General features: G+C 31.3%; 16 protein-coding genes and 1 CRISPR repeat array. All 16 genes read left to right on the top strand.

The features are described 5' to 3' along the window. The first annotated feature begins 205 nt into the window (after positions 1-205). Positions 206-382 (top strand): hypothetical protein, encoded by a 177-nt coding sequence (locus IMCC3317_RS12020; RefSeq protein WP_160129739.1) that lies wholly within the window; start codon positions 206-208, stop codon positions 380-382. A gap of 31 nt (positions 383-413) precedes the next feature. Then, a complete protein-coding gene (locus IMCC3317_RS12015; RefSeq protein WP_160129738.1) occupies positions 414-2,096 on the top strand; it encodes a tetratricopeptide repeat-containing sensor histidine kinase in 1,683 nt (560 codons plus the stop codon). A 10-nt stretch (positions 2,097-2,106) separates the two neighbouring features. Then, positions 2,107-2,775 carry a helix-turn-helix domain-containing protein gene (locus IMCC3317_RS12010; protein WP_160129737.1) on the top strand — a complete coding sequence of 223 codons (669 nt, stop codon included), beginning with the start codon at positions 2,107-2,109 and terminating at the stop codon, positions 2,773-2,775. Positions 2,776-2,872: 97 nt separating this feature from the next. Continuing rightward, on the top strand, positions 2,873-3,079 hold the full coding sequence (locus tag IMCC3317_RS12005) for a hypothetical protein (protein WP_160129736.1): 207 nt from the start codon (positions 2,873-2,875) through the stop codon (positions 3,077-3,079). Between the two features lie 10 nt (positions 3,080-3,089). Then, positions 3,090-3,644, top strand: a complete 555-nt coding sequence (locus IMCC3317_RS12000) for a hypothetical protein (RefSeq protein WP_160129735.1) — start codon at positions 3,090-3,092, stop codon at positions 3,642-3,644. Positions 3,645-3,682: 38 nt separating this feature from the next. Next, a complete protein-coding gene (locus IMCC3317_RS11995) occupies positions 3,683-4,060 on the top strand; it encodes a hypothetical protein (RefSeq protein ID WP_160129734.1) in 378 nt (125 codons plus the stop codon). Between the two features lie 260 nt (positions 4,061-4,320). After that, complete coding sequence (locus IMCC3317_RS11990) at positions 4,321-4,713, top strand: hypothetical protein (protein ID WP_160129733.1); 393 nt, start codon at positions 4,321-4,323, stop codon at positions 4,711-4,713. Between the two features lie 3 nt (positions 4,714-4,716). Continuing rightward, entirely contained in the window at positions 4,717-5,982 is a 1,266-nt protein-coding gene (locus IMCC3317_RS11985) for an ABC transporter permease (protein WP_160129732.1), read from the top strand. 4 nt (positions 5,983-5,986) lie between these two features. Then, positions 5,987-6,892 (top strand): hypothetical protein, encoded by a 906-nt coding sequence (locus IMCC3317_RS11980; RefSeq protein WP_160129731.1) that lies wholly within the window; start codon positions 5,987-5,989, stop codon positions 6,890-6,892. 95 nt (positions 6,893-6,987) lie between these two features. Further along, positions 6,988-7,137 carry a hypothetical protein gene (locus IMCC3317_RS23205; protein ID WP_170293848.1) on the top strand — a complete coding sequence of 50 codons (150 nt, stop codon included), beginning with the start codon at positions 6,988-6,990 and terminating at the stop codon, positions 7,135-7,137. A gap of 685 nt (positions 7,138-7,822) precedes the next feature. After that, positions 7,823-12,220 carry a type II CRISPR RNA-guided endonuclease Cas9 gene (cas9, locus tag IMCC3317_RS11975; protein WP_160129730.1) on the top strand — a complete coding sequence of 1,466 codons (4,398 nt, stop codon included), beginning with the start codon at positions 7,823-7,825 and terminating at the stop codon, positions 12,218-12,220. An 11-nt stretch (positions 12,221-12,231) separates the two neighbouring features. After that, complete coding sequence (cas1, locus tag IMCC3317_RS11970) at positions 12,232-13,122, top strand: type II CRISPR-associated endonuclease Cas1 (protein WP_160129729.1); 891 nt, start codon at positions 12,232-12,234, stop codon at positions 13,120-13,122. Positions 13,123-13,134: 12 nt separating this feature from the next. Continuing rightward, complete coding sequence (gene cas2, locus IMCC3317_RS11965) at positions 13,135-13,479, top strand: CRISPR-associated endonuclease Cas2 (RefSeq protein WP_160129728.1); 345 nt, start codon at positions 13,135-13,137, stop codon at positions 13,477-13,479. Between the two features lie 110 nt (positions 13,480-13,589). Continuing rightward, positions 13,590-16,437: a CRISPR direct-repeat array (repeat unit 46 nt; unit sequence CTTGTGATTCCTCACGTAAAAATACAATTTGAAAGCAATTCACAAC). A 1,226-nt stretch (positions 16,438-17,663) separates the two neighbouring features. Further along, positions 17,664-19,013 carry a tyrosine-type recombinase/integrase gene (locus IMCC3317_RS11960; RefSeq protein ID WP_160129727.1) on the top strand — a complete coding sequence of 450 codons (1,350 nt, stop codon included), beginning with the start codon at positions 17,664-17,666 and terminating at the stop codon, positions 19,011-19,013. A gap of 267 nt (positions 19,014-19,280) precedes the next feature. After that, positions 19,281-20,681, top strand: coding sequence for an alpha/beta hydrolase family protein (locus tag IMCC3317_RS11955; RefSeq protein WP_160129726.1), 1,401 nt, complete (start codon positions 19,281-19,283; stop codon positions 20,679-20,681). A 79-nt stretch (positions 20,682-20,760) separates the two neighbouring features. Continuing rightward, positions 20,761-21,822 carry a sensor histidine kinase gene (locus IMCC3317_RS11950; protein WP_160129725.1) on the top strand — a complete coding sequence of 354 codons (1,062 nt, stop codon included), beginning with the start codon at positions 20,761-20,763 and terminating at the stop codon, positions 21,820-21,822. Positions 21,823-21,833 lie beyond the last annotated feature (11 nt).

Raw genomic sequence — 21,833 nt, 5'->3', positions numbered from 1 at the left:
GTTTACGACATTACATTTTAAATGAAGCTTTAGGCTAGAGTCGTATGACACACGGGAAGTGATTTTACTTCTTTAGTCTTAACGCTTCCACTTCCCAAAATCGGAGAGACGTCTCCCAATTTTTTAGTGTGCGGCTCGTCTGCAAAAACATCTGAATTTCAACCTCGGACAGCCACACTAGTATCAATTTTTTAAACAAAACAAAATGAAGAAAATATATTTAGTTATGCTCGTGGTTTTCCACATTATTGGGTTTCAATCGTGTACTCCAGAAGCATTAAATGAAACAAATGTCAATACTATTCAAGCATGTTGTGGTGATGAAGGCGAATTACCGCCACCGCCACCACCGCCACCACCAGAAGATGGAATTGGAGGTTAATATCTTACAATAAATTTAGTACTTTAGAGGAATGAAAAGTAATAGAACTTCATTCCTCTTTTTTGTTGGCTTTATTTTCTGCTTGTTCTTTGCTACGACTAGCGTGTATGGACAAGTTGAAATGGATAGTGTTACATATTATCAAGAATTAGTTAAAAATTCAAATACAGTTGATGACCTAAGAAAAGCGAATACGTTTTTTAGGAAGAAAATAGATGGAATAGAAAAGGATAACCCTTTTGTTCTATATCATAAGTATGATGTGGCTAGTATAGAAAAAAAGATTGGAAACTATATAGAAAGCGAAAATCTTTTAGTTTACATACTTGACAACATTGAACAGTTTGAATCTTCTGAACTTAGAGATTACTACCAGAAATCTAGTTTTATTTTATTGGGGAATATTTATAGAGACCTAAAAAATAAAGAGAAATCAATAGAGTTGTATGATAGAGCTTTACAAAAAGCAAAAATAGCTAAGGATAGTGTAGTTATTTTAAATAATAAATCTAACATTTATAAAGATTTTGAAGAATATGAAAATTCCGAAAAAGACTTATTAACAGCATATAATTTACTTCCAAAACTGACAGATTCTATTGAAATAGCTAGAGTATTTGATAATTTGGGTTTTGCATATTCTAAATTAAGAAAATTAAAAGGATTAGAATTTTTAAAAAAGGGTTTAGAACTGCGTGAGAAATTAAATGACAAGAAGGGTTTATACTCAAGCTACAAGCAATTGGCAATACATTATAAAGATTATCAAAATAATTCGTTAGCTGAATTATATGCTATGAAAGCTTTTAACATGAGTAAAGAAGTCAATACACCTTCCTTTAGAGAAGACGCTCTAGGACTACTTGTGGAATTTTCTAATTATTCTTACGCAAAAGAGTATAAACGATTAAATGATAGTATTTCAGATATTAAAACATTAGAAGAAAATAAATTTGCTATTTACAGATATGATAAGTCTGAATCTGAAAAAAGAACCTTAGAAAGTGAACTTAATAATGTGATTGAAAAGCGCAGAACTTTAATATATAAGTTTTTAGGAGGTATCATTTTAGTAATTGCCATCTTTTTTATCATTATACAACGAAACAGAAATAAACGCCACACAATCCAACAAGTTCACAAAACCGAAAAAGAACTATCAAAAAAAGTACATGATGAGTTGGGGAATGATATTTTTTACTTAATGAATCAGATACAATATAATCCAGCTTTTTTATTGGAAAAAGAAGGATTAAAGGTATTAAACGACCTAAATGATATCTATATAAAAGCAAGAGATATTTCAAAAAAGTATACCAACATTGATACAGGAATAGGTTATAAAGACGAATTACTCAATTTGTTAAATTCTTTCGGAAATGCGACTACTAAAATTGTTACCAATGAAATCACAGTCGCTTTTTGGGAATCTGTTACGCCCATAAGCAAAGAACAACTTTACAGAATACTTCAAGAATTATTCACTAACATGAAAAAGCATAGTGAAGCATCTTTGGTGGCAGTTACTTTTACTAAATACAAACGCTATATTGTTGTAAAATATGTTGACAACGGAAAAGGAGCAGTAGCAACGCACATATCTAAAAATGGTCTTCGTAATGTGGAAAACCGCATAGATGAGATGAAGGGAACTATTACATTTGATACCAATCCAAACGAAGGATTTAAAGTAGAAATACGATTTGTCGCATAAAACTTATAACATGGTATTTAAAAAGATTTTAGTAGTTGAAGATACAGATAGTATTAACTTAGGTTTAATGTCCAAGTTAAATGATTTAGGATTTAAAACGGTTATATCTTCACAATCTTGCGATGGCGCACTAATAAAAATAAAAAGAGCCATTCAAGATGAAGAACCTTTTGACCTTCTTATTAGTGATTTATCATTTATAGCAGCGACTACAAATCCCAAAATTAATACAGGAGAAGAACTTATTGCAGAAGTAAAACGGATACAGTCGACTATAAAAATCATTGCCTTTTCTGTTAAAAATCAACAAAGTGTTATTAAACAATTGTTAGAAGAAATCAAAGTAGATGGGTATGTCTGTAAAGGACTTCATGGCTTAAAAGAACTTCATAACGCTATACTCGCAATCAATAAAGGACAAATATATGTATGTCCTATTGCTAAAGCTTCATTAGAACAAAAACATGTCTTTCAACTGGACGATTTTGAAAAACAATTACTTCAATTAGTGGCAAACGGTTATAAGCAGGATGATATTGCTGAGTATTTTAAATCTAAAAATATTTCGCCAAATAGTAGACGCTCCATAGAAGATCGACTGAGTAGACTTCGAGATAATTTTAATGCTACGACAACTTCACAACTCATTTATCTTGCCCAAAGTTTAGATCTTATCTAATTACTTTCCCTTTTATTTTTCCCTATCGTGGTTTTCCACAAGTGATTGATTCATAATCAGATTAAGTTTGAATAATTAAACTTAAAAAGATAATAAAATGAAAGATTATTACGTAAACAAAAACGCACAATCCAATGGCGATCATGAAGTTCATGAATCTGGATGTTATTGGCTGCCTATGGAGAAAAATAGAATTCCTTTAGGCAAATTCTATACTTGCGGTGGAGCTGTAAGTACGGCTAAAAATCATTACGATCAAGTTAATGGTTGCAAACATTGTTCAGAACCTTGTCACACTTCTTAAAACTAAAAAATTGAAAAAATTGAAAAATCTAAAAATAGTAATCTTACTAATTACTGTATTGACAAGTACATTAGTATTAAGTCAAACCCAAGAATCTAAGGAATCTAAAATGCTGGATTTCGTTTCTAAAAAAGGTATTATTATCAAGTTTGAAGACTTTAATTTACCAAGTGTAAAATCTACTTATAGTAATTGTGAGTCAAAAATCAGAAAAATAATATCAGGAAGTGAAATCAAATACTTTCTTCAAATTTCAAATAAAGGCAAATACAATTCAGTGACATCTTCAATTGCATATGAAGACATCGTTGAAATTCAAAAAGCCTTAGTTGCTTTACAAACACAAGCCGCTCAAGATATTTTAACAAAGGCTGACTACTTGGAAAATAAATTCATAAGTGATGACAGATTACAAATCGGCTACTATGTGAATAAAAACAAAATTGTGTGGTATATGAAATTAGATTCAGGAAGTGATAGCACAATATTTTTTAAAACTTATGAACCTTTAGTAAATGCATTTAAACTAGGTAAAGAGAAAATTATCTTCTTGAAACAACAATAAATCATCGATTCACATATTTTTTTTACTTCGAAATAGTCATGAAACAACTTTGTTATATAGTTTTTACGTTATTTCTTTTGACAACTTCAAATGCAGTATCGCAAACAGTTTACACTACTAAAACAGGTGAAAAGTATCATAAGTCTTATTGTAAATACTTAAAGTATTCAAAAAAAGAAATAAAGATTGACAAAGCTATTTCTCTTGGTTACAAAGCTTGTAAAGTATGTAAACCGACATCTAAGAATACGAAAGTTAATGACTCTATCTCTCAAACAATTTCCAGTAAACCAAAACATGAAAAAACAACTTCAACTAAAAGAAGTTCTTCTGTGCAATGTTCTGGACAGACAAAATCTGGAAGAAGATGCAAACGAAAAACAAAAAATATAAGTGGTAAGTGCTATCAACATTAATTAAAAATCTAAAAAAATTAAAAATTTAAAAAAATAATAGTAGTTGCATTATGTTTTGCATGCTTTTCATCTTGCACAAGTTCAGATGATACGGCAGAAACAGTAAATCGAACTGTTGCAGATATAAAATGTGGGTTTCATAATGGTAATCAACTTTGGAAAGGTCCAGAAGGCGGTTGTTATTATTATAACAGTAATGACAATAAAACCTATGTAGATAGAGACGAATGTAATTGTTAATCTTATAAAATTTATTCTAAATGATAACAAACGAATTAAAAAGCCATTTCTTACGACTCTATCAAATAGCTTTTGTAGATGACGATTTTGATATTCTTGAATTACAAATGTTGTATCGATTTGCAGAAGAAAGAGGAATTTCAAAAGAACAATTAGATCATATCTTATTGAATCCTTCTCATGATGCTTCCATCCCTGAATCTTTAGAAGAAAGAATCTCATATTTATATGATTTAGCACTTATGGTTTGGGCTGATAAAAAAGTCACCGAAGACGAATACATTACCTTAAAAAAGTATTGTAGAAAGTTTGAGTTCTTAGAGGAAAATATTACCGAAATAGTTGATTATCTGTTAGACTGCGCCAAAAAGAATGTGAAAAAAGAGGTAATTATTAATGCAATTAATTCCTAAGCTATGAATTCCATAAAAAACTTATTCAAATTAAAGAATAAAACGGCTTCTAAATTAGATGAAGAAAACACAGAAGAAGCTAGAGAACAAATAAGAATCACTTACTATCAGAGTGGTTATGGTTCATCTATAAAAGCTTCGGGAGGTGCTATAACATTCGGCGTAGGCTTAAAAAATTTATACAACAGTTTTGAAAACCTTTGTCGCAAGCAATTAAATGAACAAAAAATATTAAAACAACCTTACATTGAAGCACAAGAAAAGCAACAGACTGAACTCAAAAAACGGGAAACTGCTATTTCTATTTATGAAGATCAAAAACAAAAAAACATCCAAAATATTGATGAACATAAGTATGAAATGGTCAATGTAAAGCAAAGTCCAGAAAAGTATGGAATTGATACGGATAAGCGTCCCAAAGCTCAGTTTTATATTGGATTGTCATTGCTTTTACCAATTACAGTATACTTGTTTGTGTTTTACATATCTGCTTCCTATTCGGCATTTTTCAAAAACTTTGAAAGTGATAGTCTGACTGCCGCTATATTTGATGGGAATGCGTTAGGCAAGGCAGTTTCAGACGGATGGCTTGAAGCGTTATTTGTCGGAACAATTCCTTTTGTATTCATGGGATTAGGATATCTTATTCACATGTTTCAAAAAAATAAAAAAGCAATGTCTTTTGTGAAGCTTGGTGCGTTATTTATACTTACTTTTTTGTTTGACATCATTTTAGCTTATTCGATAGAAAAGAAAATGTTCAATTTTGAAAGAGTGCTTGGAGAAACTTTTTCGCTTTCCATAGCTTTAGAAAGTGTAAATTTTTGGGGAATCATTTTTGCAGGTTTTGTGGTCTACATTATTTGGGGTTTAGTCTTCGATTTTGTGATGAAAGAACATGAAAACGTCGATAAAATAAGAGCCTTTATCAGAAACAAAAAAGAAGAAATAAAGAACGAGGTAGAGAAGAAAAATGAGTTGGTCAAAAAAATTGATACCATAAAACATGAAATCACAGCGATCAATGGAAGTATCTCTGAACTTCAATCCAAAATCAACGGATTCATCTTTCCTGTAAAAGAATATCTGCATTATCATTATCAGTACAAAGAAGGATGGTATCAGGCAATAAATGCAGAAATAGCACTTCCTTCAAAAGAAAAAAATGAATTAAAACAACGTTGTGAAGATGTGTCTAATACACATTTACAAGAATTACAGCTAAAGGAAAATATGGAGTATCAACATCTAGTATTTACCAAAAATTAATAGGATGAAAAAAATAGTACTAAGACTCGCAGCTATTGTAATTTTGTGTTTGGTATCATGCAAAGAAGAATCAAAAGAAGATAAAAAAGAGGTAAAAACCAATACTACTAAAATAGTTTCAGCAGAAAATAAAAATCTCAATATTAGCCTTCTTTTGGACTTATCGGATAGAATTAATCCTGAGAAATATCCAAATTCTACAATGGATTTTTACAAAAGAGATGTTGCGTATATTAAGTCAGTTTCTGAAGCTTTTATTACACATCTACAAAACAAGAAAGTACGCAGTATAAATGATAAAATACAATTGTATTTTGATCCAGAGCCAGGAAACCAAAATATAAACGCACTTTCTCAATCATTACGGTATGAAATTAACCGAAGTAATGTTTCTTTGGATTTATTAGAAGAAATGAAACAAGCCTATGCAACAAAGCCTGCAAAAATTTATGAATTAGCCATTAAAGACAATGCCTATGTAGGATCGGATACGTGGCGATTTTTCAAAAATAAAATAAACGATTTTTGCATACTTGAAGATCATAGAAATATACTAATCATACTCACTGATGGTTATATTTATCATAAGAATACACAATTAAAAGAAGATCATCTAACTTCCTATTTAACGCCACAGTTAATTAGGCAAAATAAATTAAATGACAAAAACTGGAAAGAAAAGTTGACTGCTCAAAACTTTGGTTTTATAGCAGCGAATGAAAATTTAGCACAACTTGAAATTCTTGTTTTAGGAATTAATCCTGATAAAAAAAATCCATACGAAGAAGATGTTATTCATAAATATTGGAACGATTGGTTTCGCCAAATGAAAGTAGGTCAATCTGAAATTAAAACAGCAATATTACCTTCTAATATGGATAAAATTATAAAAGATTTTATTCTTCAATAACGAGAAAGTTAAGTCATAAACGTTGTGTTTTTCCACGAGGTTTTAATTGCTAATGGAGGTAAGTTTGTAGTGTATAACATTAAAAAAATAAAATCATGGCAGTAAAGCATACTCCAACGGGAGTAGTACACAGCGGAAGTAAAGGAGGAACGACAGGATGTGGCGTTGACACAACTAAACATTCAGATCACTGGGTAAGTAGTAGTAGCAGAATTACGTGTGATAAAAATGGTTGTAAAAATTAAAAATACACCATGTTAAAAGCACATACATTTTATGGGTTAGTGTAAGTTTTAAAGCTTTATTTTTTTAAGACTTTGATTTTGAAAACCTATTTTTTTATCATTATCTGTTGAATAAAAATTTAGATTTACTATTATAGAATCCAAATAAAAAAACGTTATGATGATTCCGTCATAACTCAATTGAGCATATAAAGTGTCCTTAAACAAATTAGTCAATTTAATTTCGGGGAGGACTATATTATAAGCAGTTTTCGCATTGGTAAAACAATAAGTCATTTTTTAGAGCGATATAAAATAATGTTGCATTCCATTTCCCTAAAACTCCCTTATAGGTTGTAATTTTTTGCTTCTTGATAAGTTTGAAATCACTCTTTCAAGTTTTTTTTATACTACTTTTTGCATATTGAATTTAGTTAGTTTTCTGAACTAATATAATAAGGAATCAACAAATGTCACTTCATTTCGTTATGTTGCTTATGGTTGATATATTCTCTAAAACTTTAATAAAAAGAAAAAGCGACATCGTAGATGCCGCTTTGAATGTTTTCACAACGGAATAATCCTTATTGTGAATTGCTTTCAATTTGTATACTTCAAATGTACGGAAAAAATTTACAACTTGAAATGTGGTTTTCCGTAAGGAATATTGTTATTTTTAATTCATTTTTATCGAAAATCATTATACATGAAAAAAATTCTAGGATTGGACTTAGGTACAAACTCAATTGGTTGGGCATTAACAGCACAAAATTTTGAACAGAAACAAGGGCAAATAATAGGCGTTGGAAGCAGAATTATTCCCATGAGTCAAGATATTTTAGGAAATTTTGATGCAGGACAATCACATTCACAAACTGCCGAACGAACTGGTTACAGAAGCACTCGAAAACTTTTTCAACGCAATGTTTTACGTAGAGAACGCTTGCATAGAGTATTAAATATTTTGAATTTTTTACCCGAACATTACGTTAGTGCAATCGATTTTGAAAAGCATTTTGGTCAATTTAAAAACCATACGGAGGTGAAATTGAATTATCGTAAAAACGAGCATGGTACGCATGAATTTGTTTTTATGGATAGCTTTCATGAAATGATTGCTGATTTTGAATCTCACAATAAAATCACTAAAATTCCATTAGATTGGACTATTTACTATCTACGTAAGAAAGCATTAACACAAAAAATAACCAAAGAAGAACTTTCGTGGATTCTTTTAAACTTCAATCAAAAACGTGGGTATTACCAATTAAGAGGAGAAGAAGATACTGAAGATGATAAAACAAAAGAATTTGTTTCACTCAAAGTGAAAACCGTTATTGATTCTGGAGAAGAAGTGAAAGGAAATAAACTGTATGATGTTATTTTTGAAAATGATTGGGCGTATGATCGTCAAACCACAAAACCATCTGATTGGGAAAACAAAATCAAAGAATTTATCGTTACAACAACTATCCTTAAAAACGGAGAAATAAAAAGAACCTTTAAAGCTGTTGATTCTGAAAAAGATTGGATTGCAATTAAAACAAAAACACAACAAGACATTGACGCTTCAAACAAAACGATTGGTACTTATATTTATGATACTTTACGTGACAACCCTATTCAAAAAATACGTGGAAAACTTATTAAAACCATCGAACGTAAGTATTATAAAAAAGAACTTCTTACCATATTACAAGAGCAAGTAAAACATCATCCAGAACTAAATGACAAAAAACGATATACGGCTTGTGTAGAAGAATTGTACCCAAGAAATGAAGCACATCAACAAAATATAAAAGGTAAAGATTTTAGCTATTTATTTTTAGATGACATCATCTTTTACCAACGACCCTTAAAAAGTAAAAAATCGACGATTTCCAACTGCGCTTATGAAGTTAGGAAATACAAGAAAAAAGTGACGCTCAATGGAATTGAAAAAGAAATCGTAGTTCATGAACCTTTAAAAAGCATTTCAAAATCGAACCCTTTATTTGAAGAATTTCGATTATGGCAATTTTTACGAAACTTAAAAATTTATAAAAAAGAAAACGTTGATATAGATGTTACTTTACAATTTTTTGCTTCAGAAGATGATTGGATTGAGTTGTATAACTTTTTATCACAAAAAAAAGAAGTAGAACAAAAACATATCATTCAATTTTTAGTTTCTAAAAAATTAATTGATAAAAAGGAAAAAGATGTATTTCGTTGGAATTATGTTGAGGATAAAAAATATCCTGCAATGCCTACAAAGGCACAATTTATATCACGTTTAAAAAAAGTTGTCAACTCAAAAGATGTTTCTACTTTTTTAAGTTACGAAACGCAATACCATTTATGGCATATTATTTATTCTGTAAAAGATAAAAACGAATATGAGCAAGCGTTGAAAAAGTTTGCAAATACATATAATCTTGATGAAGCTTCTTTTGTAGAAAATTTTGCAAAATTCCCTCCATTTAAAAATGAATATGGAGCATATTCTGAAAAGGCAATTAAGAAGCTATTGCCGCTGATGCAAATTGGTAAGTATTGGAATGAAATAAAGATTTCTAACGACACAAAAAAACGTATTGCTTCAATCATAGAACGACTTGAAACGATTGATTTTGATAAAGAGAAAATTGAAAATATCAAAGATGATGACATTCCAAAACAAGTACTTAAAAGTTTTTTAAACTTCAAAAATCAAAACCCGTTAAAAGGACTCAACACTTATCAAGCGTGTTATGCCGTATATAATAGACATTCAGAAGCGAGCATTATTACGCAATGGAAAACGCCAAATGCGATTGACAAATTTTTAAATGATTTCAAACAACACAGTTTACGTAACCCAATTGTAGAGCAAGTAGTTACGGAAACATTACGAGTGGTAAAAGATATTTGGAACTATTACGGAAGTGGAAACGAATCATTTTTTGATGAAATTCATGTAGAATTAGGGCGTGAAATGAAAAATGATAAAAAGAAACGAGAACGTATCTCAAAACAAAATATCGAGAATGAAAATACCAACCAACGGATACGAAACTTACTTCAAGAACTAAAAAATAATGGTATTAATGATATTAAACCCTATTCGCCTAGTCAACAAGAAATATTGAAAATTTATGAAGAAGGTGTAGCACAAAATCCGAATGTATTATATACCAAATTAAGTGAGCAAGATGTGCTAAAAATTCGCAGAAACTCATCGCCAACTAAAAATGAAATTAGCAAATATAAACTTTGGTTAGAACAAGGTTATATTTCTCCATATACGGGAAAAATGATTCCTTTAAGTAAATTATTCACAACGGATTATCAAATAGAACATATCATTCCGCAATCACGTTATTTTGATAATTCAATGAGTAATAAAGTCATTTGTGAAAGCGAAGTCAATCAACTCAAAGACAATCAAACAGCATTTGAATTCATTAAAAAACACGGAACTGAAAAAGTTGATATAGGACAAGGAAAACACGTTTCTATTTTATCAAAGGAGAATTTTGAAACACATTGTGAAAAATACTTTAAAAGCAATAGAACGAAGCTTAAAAATTTATTAAGTGAAGAAATTCCAGAAGGTTTTATAAACAGACAACTTAATGACAGTAGGTATATCAGTAAACTCATTAAGGGTTTGTTAAGTAATGTTGTGAGAGAAGATGATGAAAAAGAAGCGACTTCTAAACATTTACTTCCTGTTACGGGAGCAATTACTTCAAAATTAAAACACGATTGGGGATTATACGATAAGTGGAATGAAATCATTGCGCCACGTTTTCAGCGCATGAATGATTTAACAAATTCTCAAGATTATGGTTTTTGGGACGATACTATTAATGCGTATAGAATACAAGTTCCCGAAGAAATTATAAAAGGATTCAATAAAAAACGAATCGATCACAGACATCACGCTTTAGATGCTTTGGTAGTGGCTTGTACACATCGTAAACATATTCAATATTTGAATTCATTAGCTAATGAGAATAAGAAACACGAATTGCGTAAAGGTTTACTCATAAAAAATGAACAAGGTAATTATACAAAACATTTTATAAGTCCCTGGACTACTTTCACCATTGATACAAAAAACACCTTAGAACAAACCATTGTGAGTTTTAAACAAAACGTACGAGTTATTAATAAAACAAACAATAAAACTTGGCAATGGGTTTTAAAAGAAGGAAACTACAAAAAAGAATTGGTTAAGCAAACTAAAGGTAGTAATTGGGCAATTCGCAAACCTATGCACAAGGAATCTGTGTATGGAGAAGTGAAACATATTGAAGTTCCGAAAAATAAAATAGCAACGGCTATTCGAACGCCACTTTCTGCTATTACCAAAAGAAAACACATCGAAGCTATTACCGATGAAAGTATTCAAAAAATACTGGAAAATCATCTTAAAAATTACACGGAAGAAAACGGGAAAGAACGTTTTGATCTAGCTTTTGATGCAAATGGTATTGAGGAACTTAATAAAAATATTATAGTATTAAATAATGGTAAAAACCATCATCCGATATACAAAGTACGTTTGTATGAAATAGGAAGTCGTTTTCAAATTTCAGAAGATGCAAAATCGCCAAAATCAAAAAAGTTTGTAGAAGCTGCAAAAGGAACGAATTTATTTTTTGCAATGTATTGGAATAAAGACAAGCAAAAACGAGTATATGAAACAGTTCCTTTAAATGAAGTTATTGAGCATCAAAAACAAGTCGCTAACTTACCAAAAGAGCAACGAACACTTGTTCCTGTAAATACTAAAAAAGGAGCGTTTTTATTTTCACTTTCGCCAAATGATTTGGTATATGTGCCCACAGATGAAGAATTAGAAAATTCTAGTATGATAAATTTTTCATTGCTATCCAAAGCGCAAGTAAACAGAATTTATAAAATGGTAAGTAGCACAGGCTCTGAATGTCACTTTATTAAAAATCAAATATCATCATTAATAAAAAAATATGATGCTAAATCTAAGATAGGAGAATTTGGAAGTACAAATAAGTCAGAAAAAGATATTGAAGGTCAAATGATTAAAGAACGCTGCTGGAAATTACAAGTTGATCGTCTTGGAAATGTCACACATATATTAAAAAACAACCCGTAAAATAAAAAGTCATGATAAAGCGTACAATTTATATTGGTTCCCCCGCTTATTTAAGACTCAAACAAAAACAATTAGTAGTAGAAAATCCTGAAGATAAAAGTATTAAAGGCACAGTTCCCATTGAGGATATGGCACTTTTAATGTTAGATCATTATCAAATTACTTTGAGCAATCAATTACTATTGAAACTTCAAGGGAATAATGTAGCTGTCGTAAGTTGTGATGCGCATCATTTACCTTTTGCCATGATGTTACCGCTGTATGGGCATACTGAACATTCAGATCGTATAAAGCATCAATTGGAAGCTTCCGAACCTTTAAAAAAACAATTATGGAAGCAAACCATAGAGCAAAAAATCAAAAATCAACAGGCACTATTAAAAATGAATGATAAGCCATATGAACAAATGGATTTATATTGGCAACATGTAAAAAGTGGTGACACTACTAATTGTGAAGCAAAAGCAGCGCAACACCATTGGAAATATTTATTTGAAAATTTTACCAGAGAACGCTTTGGAAATTCCCCTAATAATTTATTAAACTTTGGATATGCAGTACTTCGAAGTATTGTTGCAAGAGCGTTAGTATCGAGTGGATTACTACCCGTTTTGGGTATTTTTCATCGCAACAAGTACAATCCGTATTGCCTAGCAGATGATATTATGGAGCCGTACCGACCTTTTGTAGATAAAATGGTGTACAATTATATTTCTCAATATGGAGTTCCCGAAAAACTGACTAAAGAATGCAAAGCATATATGTTAAATATTGCAACGCAAGATGTTTGGATTGATGGAGTAGAACGCCCATTAATGGTTGCAGTAACAACTACAACAGCTAGTTTATACAAATGTTATGAGGGCGAACTACGACAAATAAAATACCCAACACTTGATTAATACTACTATGATATGTTATCAGATACAAATCGTTTTAATGCATATAGAATTATGTGGGTATTAGTATTCTTTGATTTACCGACGGAAACCAAAAAAGAACGAAGAGCAGCATCGCAATTTCGGAAAAAACTTATTGATGATGGATTTACGATGTTTCAATTTTCCATATATCTACGTCATTGTCCAAGTAGAGAAAATGCCAAGGTTCACACAAAACGAGTCAAGAGTATATTACCCAAATATGGAAAAGTGTGTATTTTAGAAATCACGGATAAACAATTTGGCAATATGGAACTCTTTCATGGTGTAAAACCTATCGAAGTTCCACAACCTGTTCAGCAATTAGAACTGTTTTAGGATTCAAAAAATACATCATGATTCAAAAAAGCAGTTCAAAGAAAGTGTATTTTTCAATTCCTAAAAAGTAATCCCGAAGTATTGATTTTACTCAACATTTCGGGATTGACCTTGTGATTCCTCACGTAAAAATACAATTTGAAAGCAATTCACAACGCTAACATGTCCAATGCGTGACGACATTATCTTGTGATTCCTCACGTAAAAATACAATTTGAAAGCAATTCACAACCCCAGATACGAGTTGATTCCTAAGTGCAACCTTGTGATTCCTCACGTAAAAATACAATTTGAAAGCAATTCACAACTAATATCTTTTGACAGGAATTTATTAATTTCTTGTGATTCCTCACGTAAAAATACAATTTGAAAGCAATTCACAACATCCAAAAGAGACTCTATTTTTAATATTTACTTGTGATTCCTCACGTAAAAATACAATTTGAAAGCAATTCACAACTCCTTATCAATCAAAGCTTTACATGCCTGTCTTGTGATTCCTCACGTAAAAATACAATTTGAAAGCAATTCACAACTAGGTTGGTTAAATGCAGAACTTAAAACTTCTTGTGATTCCTCACGTAAAAATACAATTTGAAAGCAATTCACAACAGATATTATCAATGGATATTGAAAACGACTCTTGTGATTCCTCACGTAAAAATACAATTTGAAAGCAATTCACAACCCGTTGTTGGACAAATGAACGTTATTTTTTCTTGTGATTCCTCACGTAAAAATACAATTTGAAAGCAATTCACAACCTCTACTAATAAAAGCAATTATACCACCGTCTTGTGATTCCTCACGTAAAAATACAATTTGAAAGCAATTCACAACCGCAAAACACACTTGGCAACCTTATACAGACTTGTGATTCCTCACGTAAAAATACAATTTGAAAGCAATTCACAACGCCCTCCTACTTGCACAAATTCACACTCATCTTGTGATTCCTCACGTAAAAATACAATTTGAAAGCAATTCACAACGTTATGAAGCTGGCGCAAACCTAAGCTACGCTTGTGATTCCTCACGTAAAAATACAATTTGAAAGCAATTCACAACCAAATCGGCGAGTTAAGTTTTGGCTTGAATCTTGTGATTCCTCACGTAAAAATACAATTTGAAAGCAATTCACAACATCTGGAAACACCGTCAGATTTATATGATTCTTGTGATTCCTCACGTAAAAATACAATTTGAAAGCAATTCACAACACCTTCTGCATCAGTTCCTCTATCATGTATCTTGTGATTCCTCACGTAAAAATACAATTTGAAAGCAATTCACAACTGTTTAGTATTCGATTAAGCGGTACTTTTACTTGTGATTCCTCACGTAAAAATACAATTTGAAAGCAATTCACAACACGGGTAACCCTGTTGGTAATTGGCATGTACTTGTGATTCCTCACGTAAAAATACAATTTGAAAGCAATTCACAACAAGGTAATGAGAACAACGACACAAATATTGCTTGTGATTCCTCACGTAAAAATACAATTTGAAAGCAATTCACAACGCGGAGTTAATAACATTATATCCACCAAACCTTGTGATTCCTCACGTAAAAATACAATTTGAAAGCAATTCACAACGTTCTACTTCTAATACTTCACACAATTTAACTTGTGATTCCTCACGTAAAAATACAATTTGAAAGCAATTCACAACCCGTAGCGGTTTACATAATTCGCAATGAAACTTGTGATTCCTCACGTAAAAATACAATTTGAAAGCAATTCACAACTACTTTCAAAAGATAAAGCACCAATAAAAACTTGTGATTCCTCACGTAAAAATACAATTTGAAAGCAATTCACAACAATATCATCAAGTTCCTTTTGCTCATCTTTCTTGTGATTCCTCACGTAAAAATACAATTTGAAAGCAATTCACAACTGGGAACGTCCACTTTTGAAGTGTCTTTCTCTTGTGATTCCTCACGTAAAAATACAATTTGAAAGCAATTCACAACGCCTGCTCGTCAGTCATAGAAGAACCAAATCTTGTGATTCCTCACGTAAAAATACAATTTGAAAGCAATTCACAACTAAGTCTTAACAGCCAACCCCTCCATATTACTTGTGATTCCTCACGTAAAAATACAATTTGAAAGCAATTCACAACTAATCCCTGTCTGCACACCATTATCATAATCTTGTGATTCCTCACGTAAAAATACAATTTGAAAGCAATTCACAACTATCGCTACCTTATTATTCTTCATCATCTCCTTGTGATTCCTCACGTAAAAATACAATTTGAAAGCAATTCACAACTATTCCTCAAACAGTTTATCCTGTGCTTCTCTTGTGATTCCTCACGTAAAAATACAATTTGAAAGCAATTCACAACTAAAACGTGTGCTTTTTGTTCTTTGTATAGCTTGTGATTCCTCACGTAAAAATACAATTTGAAAGCAATTCACAACCTGTTCTCGATTGTCCATCTATATCCATCTCTTGTGATTCCTCACGTAAAAATACAATTTGAAAGCAATTCACAACGATACATTGAGATATTGAGACTTGTGATTCCTCACGTAAAAATACAATTTGAAAGCAATTCACAACTATCTACTTCGGCAGCCTCTAAAGCTTTTCCTTGTGATTCCTCACGTAAAAATACAATTTGAAAGCAATTCACAACATAATATCGCTCATTATTTTAGTGATTTTTCTTGTGATTCCTCACGTAAAAATACAATTTGAAAGCAATTCACAACGGGCGTACTCATTATCCATTATTTTAAGTGCTTGTGATTCCTCACGTAAAAATACAATTTGAAAGCAATTCACAACTATCGACTGACATAAGATCAAGTGATTGATCTTGTGATTCCTCACGTAAAAATACAATTTGAAAGCAATTCACAACGTCTCACGTAATGCTCCAGCACTTTTTGTGCTTGTGATTCCTCACGTAAAAATACAATTTGAGAGTACTCTGAATCGAATTAAATATACAAAAAACTGATTTGATTGAAATAGTAAGTTTTTGATAAATATGATTACATATCTTTTGCATTTAAAAGATTATAATAAAATTTAACATGCTTCAAGTAATTCAGAATTGTTTTCTAAGTATTCCCCAAAAGATATAATATCTTTGATGGAAAACTTAGATTTCGGAATGTTTTAGGATGGGTCTACAGCTTATCACTAAGTGATGAGAATATTTTCAATGGGAGATTCACAAACTTTTTACTAAGAGATCAATCCGTTTTTTTCATTTTTTTCAGCTTATCGTTAAGCGATGAGTTGAATTTTTGAGTAATCACTAAGTGATGAGAATATTTTCAACGGGAGGTCTGCAAACTTTTTATAAAGAGGTCAATCAATTTTTTTCTTTTTCATTTTCAGCTTATCGCTAAGTAATGAGTTGGATTTTTTAGCAAATTACTAAGTGATAAGAATATTTTCAACGGGAGGTCTGCAAACTTTTTATAAAGAGGTCAATCAATTTTTTTCTTTTTCATTTTCAGCTTATCGCTAAGTAATGAGTTGGATTTTTCAGCAAATCACTAAGTGATAAATACACTTTCAATAGAATATTTTCAAACTTTTATAAAGAGATCAATTTTTTATTTGTTTTCTTTTTAGCTTACCACTAAGCGATGAACAGATTTTAAAAAAAAAGCAAATCAGAAAATATTTGTTAAAATGCAGATAATTTTCAAAATATTTATCTTTTATGTCTATCAAAACCTAAATTTCACTTGTATTTAATCAAAATAACACCTGTTTTTCAAATCTCCTACAATTTCTTCTTACAATCCACGTACACTGCACAAAATTTTACAAATGATAGTCCGGATTTTATTCAAATCTTTACACCTATGATACTTTAGAGAGTATCTCGATTTAGTGAATAGTAGTGCAATCCCAAATGAAAAAAATCTATTTAAAAAGAAAATCAATTTATAACTCAGCTTGGATTGGTACACTTTGTAAAAATTAAACGTCTGATTTTTAGATTTATAACACATTTCATTTGTACAAGCACCAAAAGTTAACAAATGATATTTGGCTACTATTTCAAATCTTTGTTTATGAGATGCTTTAGAGAGTATCGCATAGTAGTGATTAGCATAGTAATATCATAAAAACATTATATGAATTACTTCCTATCCCAATCAGATTCAATAACGCAATTAAAATTAAAAAAGGAGAAAACTTTATGGCAAAACGAAAACACATGCCTAACAACAAACACAAAGGACTCTTTATTTACTGTCATGTATGTAAAAAGCATTTTTCATGGACACGAAAAACAACTTTACGAAACAGTAAAACAGTAAAAGAAGAACCTACGTGTGGCGAAACAGGTAAAAATTATTCTATCTGCAAAAACTTTGAAAAGCATCGGTACAAATCACGCTTGCACGTTCCTGGAAGTGATGGACGAAAAGCGAGCAGAACCCATGATGCTACAAATTATGCAGATGCGGTAATTCAAGCGATTGATTTTGAAAAAGAATTCAAATCGGAATTACAAGGTTTAGGACAACCGATTGAAATAAGAAATCGACACTACTTATTTGATGTACAACTACGGTATATTGATTTTTTAGACAATATAGATGTTCCCGAACATCAAAAAAACACATTATCGGACGGGCGAAAAAATGAAATTGTAAACTGTTTAAAAATATTCAATGAAGCACTTGCAAAGCATAATATCAATAAGAAGTTATTTATTGTTAATCGTATCAATGACATGCATGTCGGTTTATTCCATGATTATCTATTAGTAGATAAGAATTACAAAGGCAACACCTACAATGGAAAAATGAGCGCTTTAAAAGCGTTCCTAAGCTGGGCGATTGACAGATTTAATATTGACATGAAGAACCCCTTTGAAAAGGTGCGAATGATTCCAGTCATTGTAAAACGTGACACCATCACGAAAGAAGAATTTAAAAATCTATTAAAAATCATAAAACCCGAAAACGGAATTGAAATTCAAGGAAAATATAAACGAAATAGGTATAAGTTATATTTAAAAGATGCTTTAGAACTAGGATTGCATACAGGTGGTAGACGAGAAGAAGTTGTCGGACTCAAATGGAATATGATTCGCGAAAAAGATGGCGAACCTGTTTATATTGAAGTTCCCAATTTAAAAGTAAAGAGAAAGAAAGGAGAACGATTCAATACAGATGTGCCACCGAAGATTATCCCTGTAACGAAAAGTCTAAAAAATATACTATATCGTCTGCGTTATGATATCAACAAAGGAAAAGATAGATATATTCTAAATCCCGATAAAAGAACGGATTCATCCATCAAATCAATGAATGATGCTTTATCATTAGGATTCTCACATTTTTACAAGCAATTAAGCACAGGTAGAGAATTACAGTTTAAATGCCTAAGAAAAACATACCTAACATATCTATCATCAACTTTGAAAGGAGATGCAAAACGTCTATCTTCGCATGCGACAGATACAGTATTAAAAAAGCACTATATTGACGAGCGAATCGTAGACAAAGCAATTAAAGAATTAGATATATTTGAAGATTAAAAAAATAGTAAAACGGTACTCTTTGGCGGTACTCCCATGAAAATCAAGAAAGTATAATTTTAAGAAAATAAGTGTAAGTCCTTGTAAATAAGGAGTCTGAAAATAATTTTATCAAAAACCAATAAAAGAACTAGCAACCAGCAACCAGCAACCAGCAACCAGCAACCAAAAAACCACTCACCACATTCAATTTTCCGTTCGTCATATTTTACGATGTAGACATATAAAAATGGAATACATTTACATCGTAATCAAAAAACAACAGACATGCAATTAACAACAATATTCAGACTCGTATTCAAATTAGCATTCTTTTTAGCAACCGTAATCGCGTCAGCACAAGAAATCTCAGGAACTTGGAAAGGCGAGTTAAAAATACAAGGAATGGAACTTCCTTTGGCGTTTAACATTTCAGAAACTGATGGAACTTACACAACCACAATGGACAGTCCGATGCAAAATGCTTTTGGAATTCCAACAAACGGAACTACATTTAAAGATAACGAATTAATCATTCTTCAAACTCAATCAGGAATTGAATACACGGCAACGTTTACGGACGAAACTTTCAAAGGAATCTTTAAGCAAGGTGGACAAGAATATCCGCTAGACTTAATAAAAGGAGAAAAAAACGTCAAAAAAGACAAACCACAAGAACCTAAAAAACCATATCCGTACGTTTCAGAAGAAGTAACTTTTAAAAATGCAACCGCAGGAAACATCAAATTTGCAGGAACATTAACGTTACCTAAAGACGTGAAAAATCCGCCAGTAGTCATTCTCATTACAGGTTCTGGAGCACAAAATAGAGATCAAGAATTACTTGGACACAAAACATTCTTAGTATTATCAGATCATTTAACACGACAAGGAATTGCAGTATTACGTTACGATGACAGAGGAACAGCAAAATCTGAAGGTGACTTTTCAGTAGCAACTTCTTTTGACTTTGCGTCAGATGTAGAAGCGGCAATGACATATTTGCAAACACGAAACGACGTAGTTGACGTAAACAAGATTGGATTGGTTGGACACAGTGAAGGCGGACTCATCGCGCCAATTGTAGCGGCAAGAAACAAAAATGTAGCATTCTGTGTATTGTTGGCTGGACCAGGAGTTTCTGGAAAAGAAATCCTATTAACGCAAGGAAAAAAAGCAGCAGAATTAGAAGATTATCCAGCAAGTGACATTGCAATCTCTCAAGAAATCTCTGCAAAAATATATGACATCTGCGCAGACTATAAAGGAGAAGCATCAAAAGAAAAAATCGCAGCATTATTTCAGGAATTAAAAGGAAAAATGACATCTGAAAAAGCGCAACGAGAGCTAACCGATACTGCATTAAAAGGACAATTAAAAATGATTACTTCTCCGTGGATGCGCGCATTTTTAGGATACAATCCGCAAACGTCATTGAAAAAAGTAACGTGTCCTATATTAGCCGTAAATGGTGAAAAAGATTTTCAGGTATTGCCAGCATTAAACCTGAATGCAATTGAAAAAGGATTAAAAAATAACAGCGATGTAACCATCAAACAATTTAAAGACTTAAATCATTTATTTCAAACTTCAGAAACTGGTGCTTTAAGCGAATACGCTAAAATAGAAGAAACCTTTGCTCCAGTAGCATTGAACTATGTTTCTGAATGGATTAATGCTCGATTTTAATCATCAATCAATAAAAAATGCGCTTTTTCATAGTTGAGAAAGCGCATTTTAATATTTTAGACATTAGTTAAAAAAACACATGGCAACTTCAACCAAAATAAATACATACACTTTCTGGATTTTACAGTTTCTAGGTTGGGGATTTTTGACTACTGCCAATGTTTGGTCAAAAATCCTTATCGTACCAGAAGAAAAAAGTAAAGCCATTTATTTTTTCTTTGAAGGATTGATCTTTATGTTCTTAGCAATTACGCTGACAACATTATTTAGAAATTATCTAAAACGAATTGACTTCATTGCAAATCAAAATTCTAAAAACTACGGAAAAGCCTTTGTAGCATATGCACTCATAGTATTAACCTTTATAGTGATATTGATAGTTAGCGCGCATTACATGTTCATATATATCAATGAAAAGTCAGCCGAAATTTCTACATTGGAAATCTTTTTAACAGGGTTAAATGTGTCTGTTTTTATATTCTTATGGACAATTTTTTATGTAGGAGTTAAATCTTTGGCGCGTTTACGAAAAAATAAAATTGATCGATTAAAACTAGAAACAGCCTTAAAAGATTCGCAATTAAATACCTTAAAAGGACAACTGAATCCGCATTTTATGTTCAATAGTTTAAACAACATTCGCGGTTTAATGTTGGAAGATGTAGAAAAATCAAGAGAAATGCTCACACGACTTTCGGATATGTTGCGCTATTCGCTAAATATGGACAAAGTTGATGCTATTCAAATAGAACAGGAATTGGAAATTGTAGATAATTATGTTGCGTTGTCCAAAATACAATTAGAAGATCGGTTGCAGTATTCAAAACAAGTAGATGCAAACTTATTACAAATAAAAATTCCGCCGATGGTATTGCAAATGTTGGTAGAAAATGCAATAAAACACGGCATTTCTAACCAGAAAAATGGTGGAAAAATTACGTTGATTGTTACAGATAATAACGAAAAAATAATCTTGCAAGTCAACAATACAGGAACGTTGCAAACGGACACAGATTCTACCCGAATAGGATTAAACAACATAAAAAAACGGTTGGAATTACTCTATGGAAATGAAGCAAGCTTTACGCTAAAAGAAGTAGAAAATGAAGTACACGCCATCATTCAAATACCAGTAAATTAAAATGATATATC

The sequence above is a fragment of the Kordia antarctica genome, from assembly GCF_009901525.1.
Taxonomy (GTDB): Bacteria; Bacteroidota; Bacteroidia; order Flavobacteriales; family Flavobacteriaceae; genus Kordia; species Kordia antarctica.
This window is presented reverse-complemented; position numbering and strand designations above follow the sequence as displayed.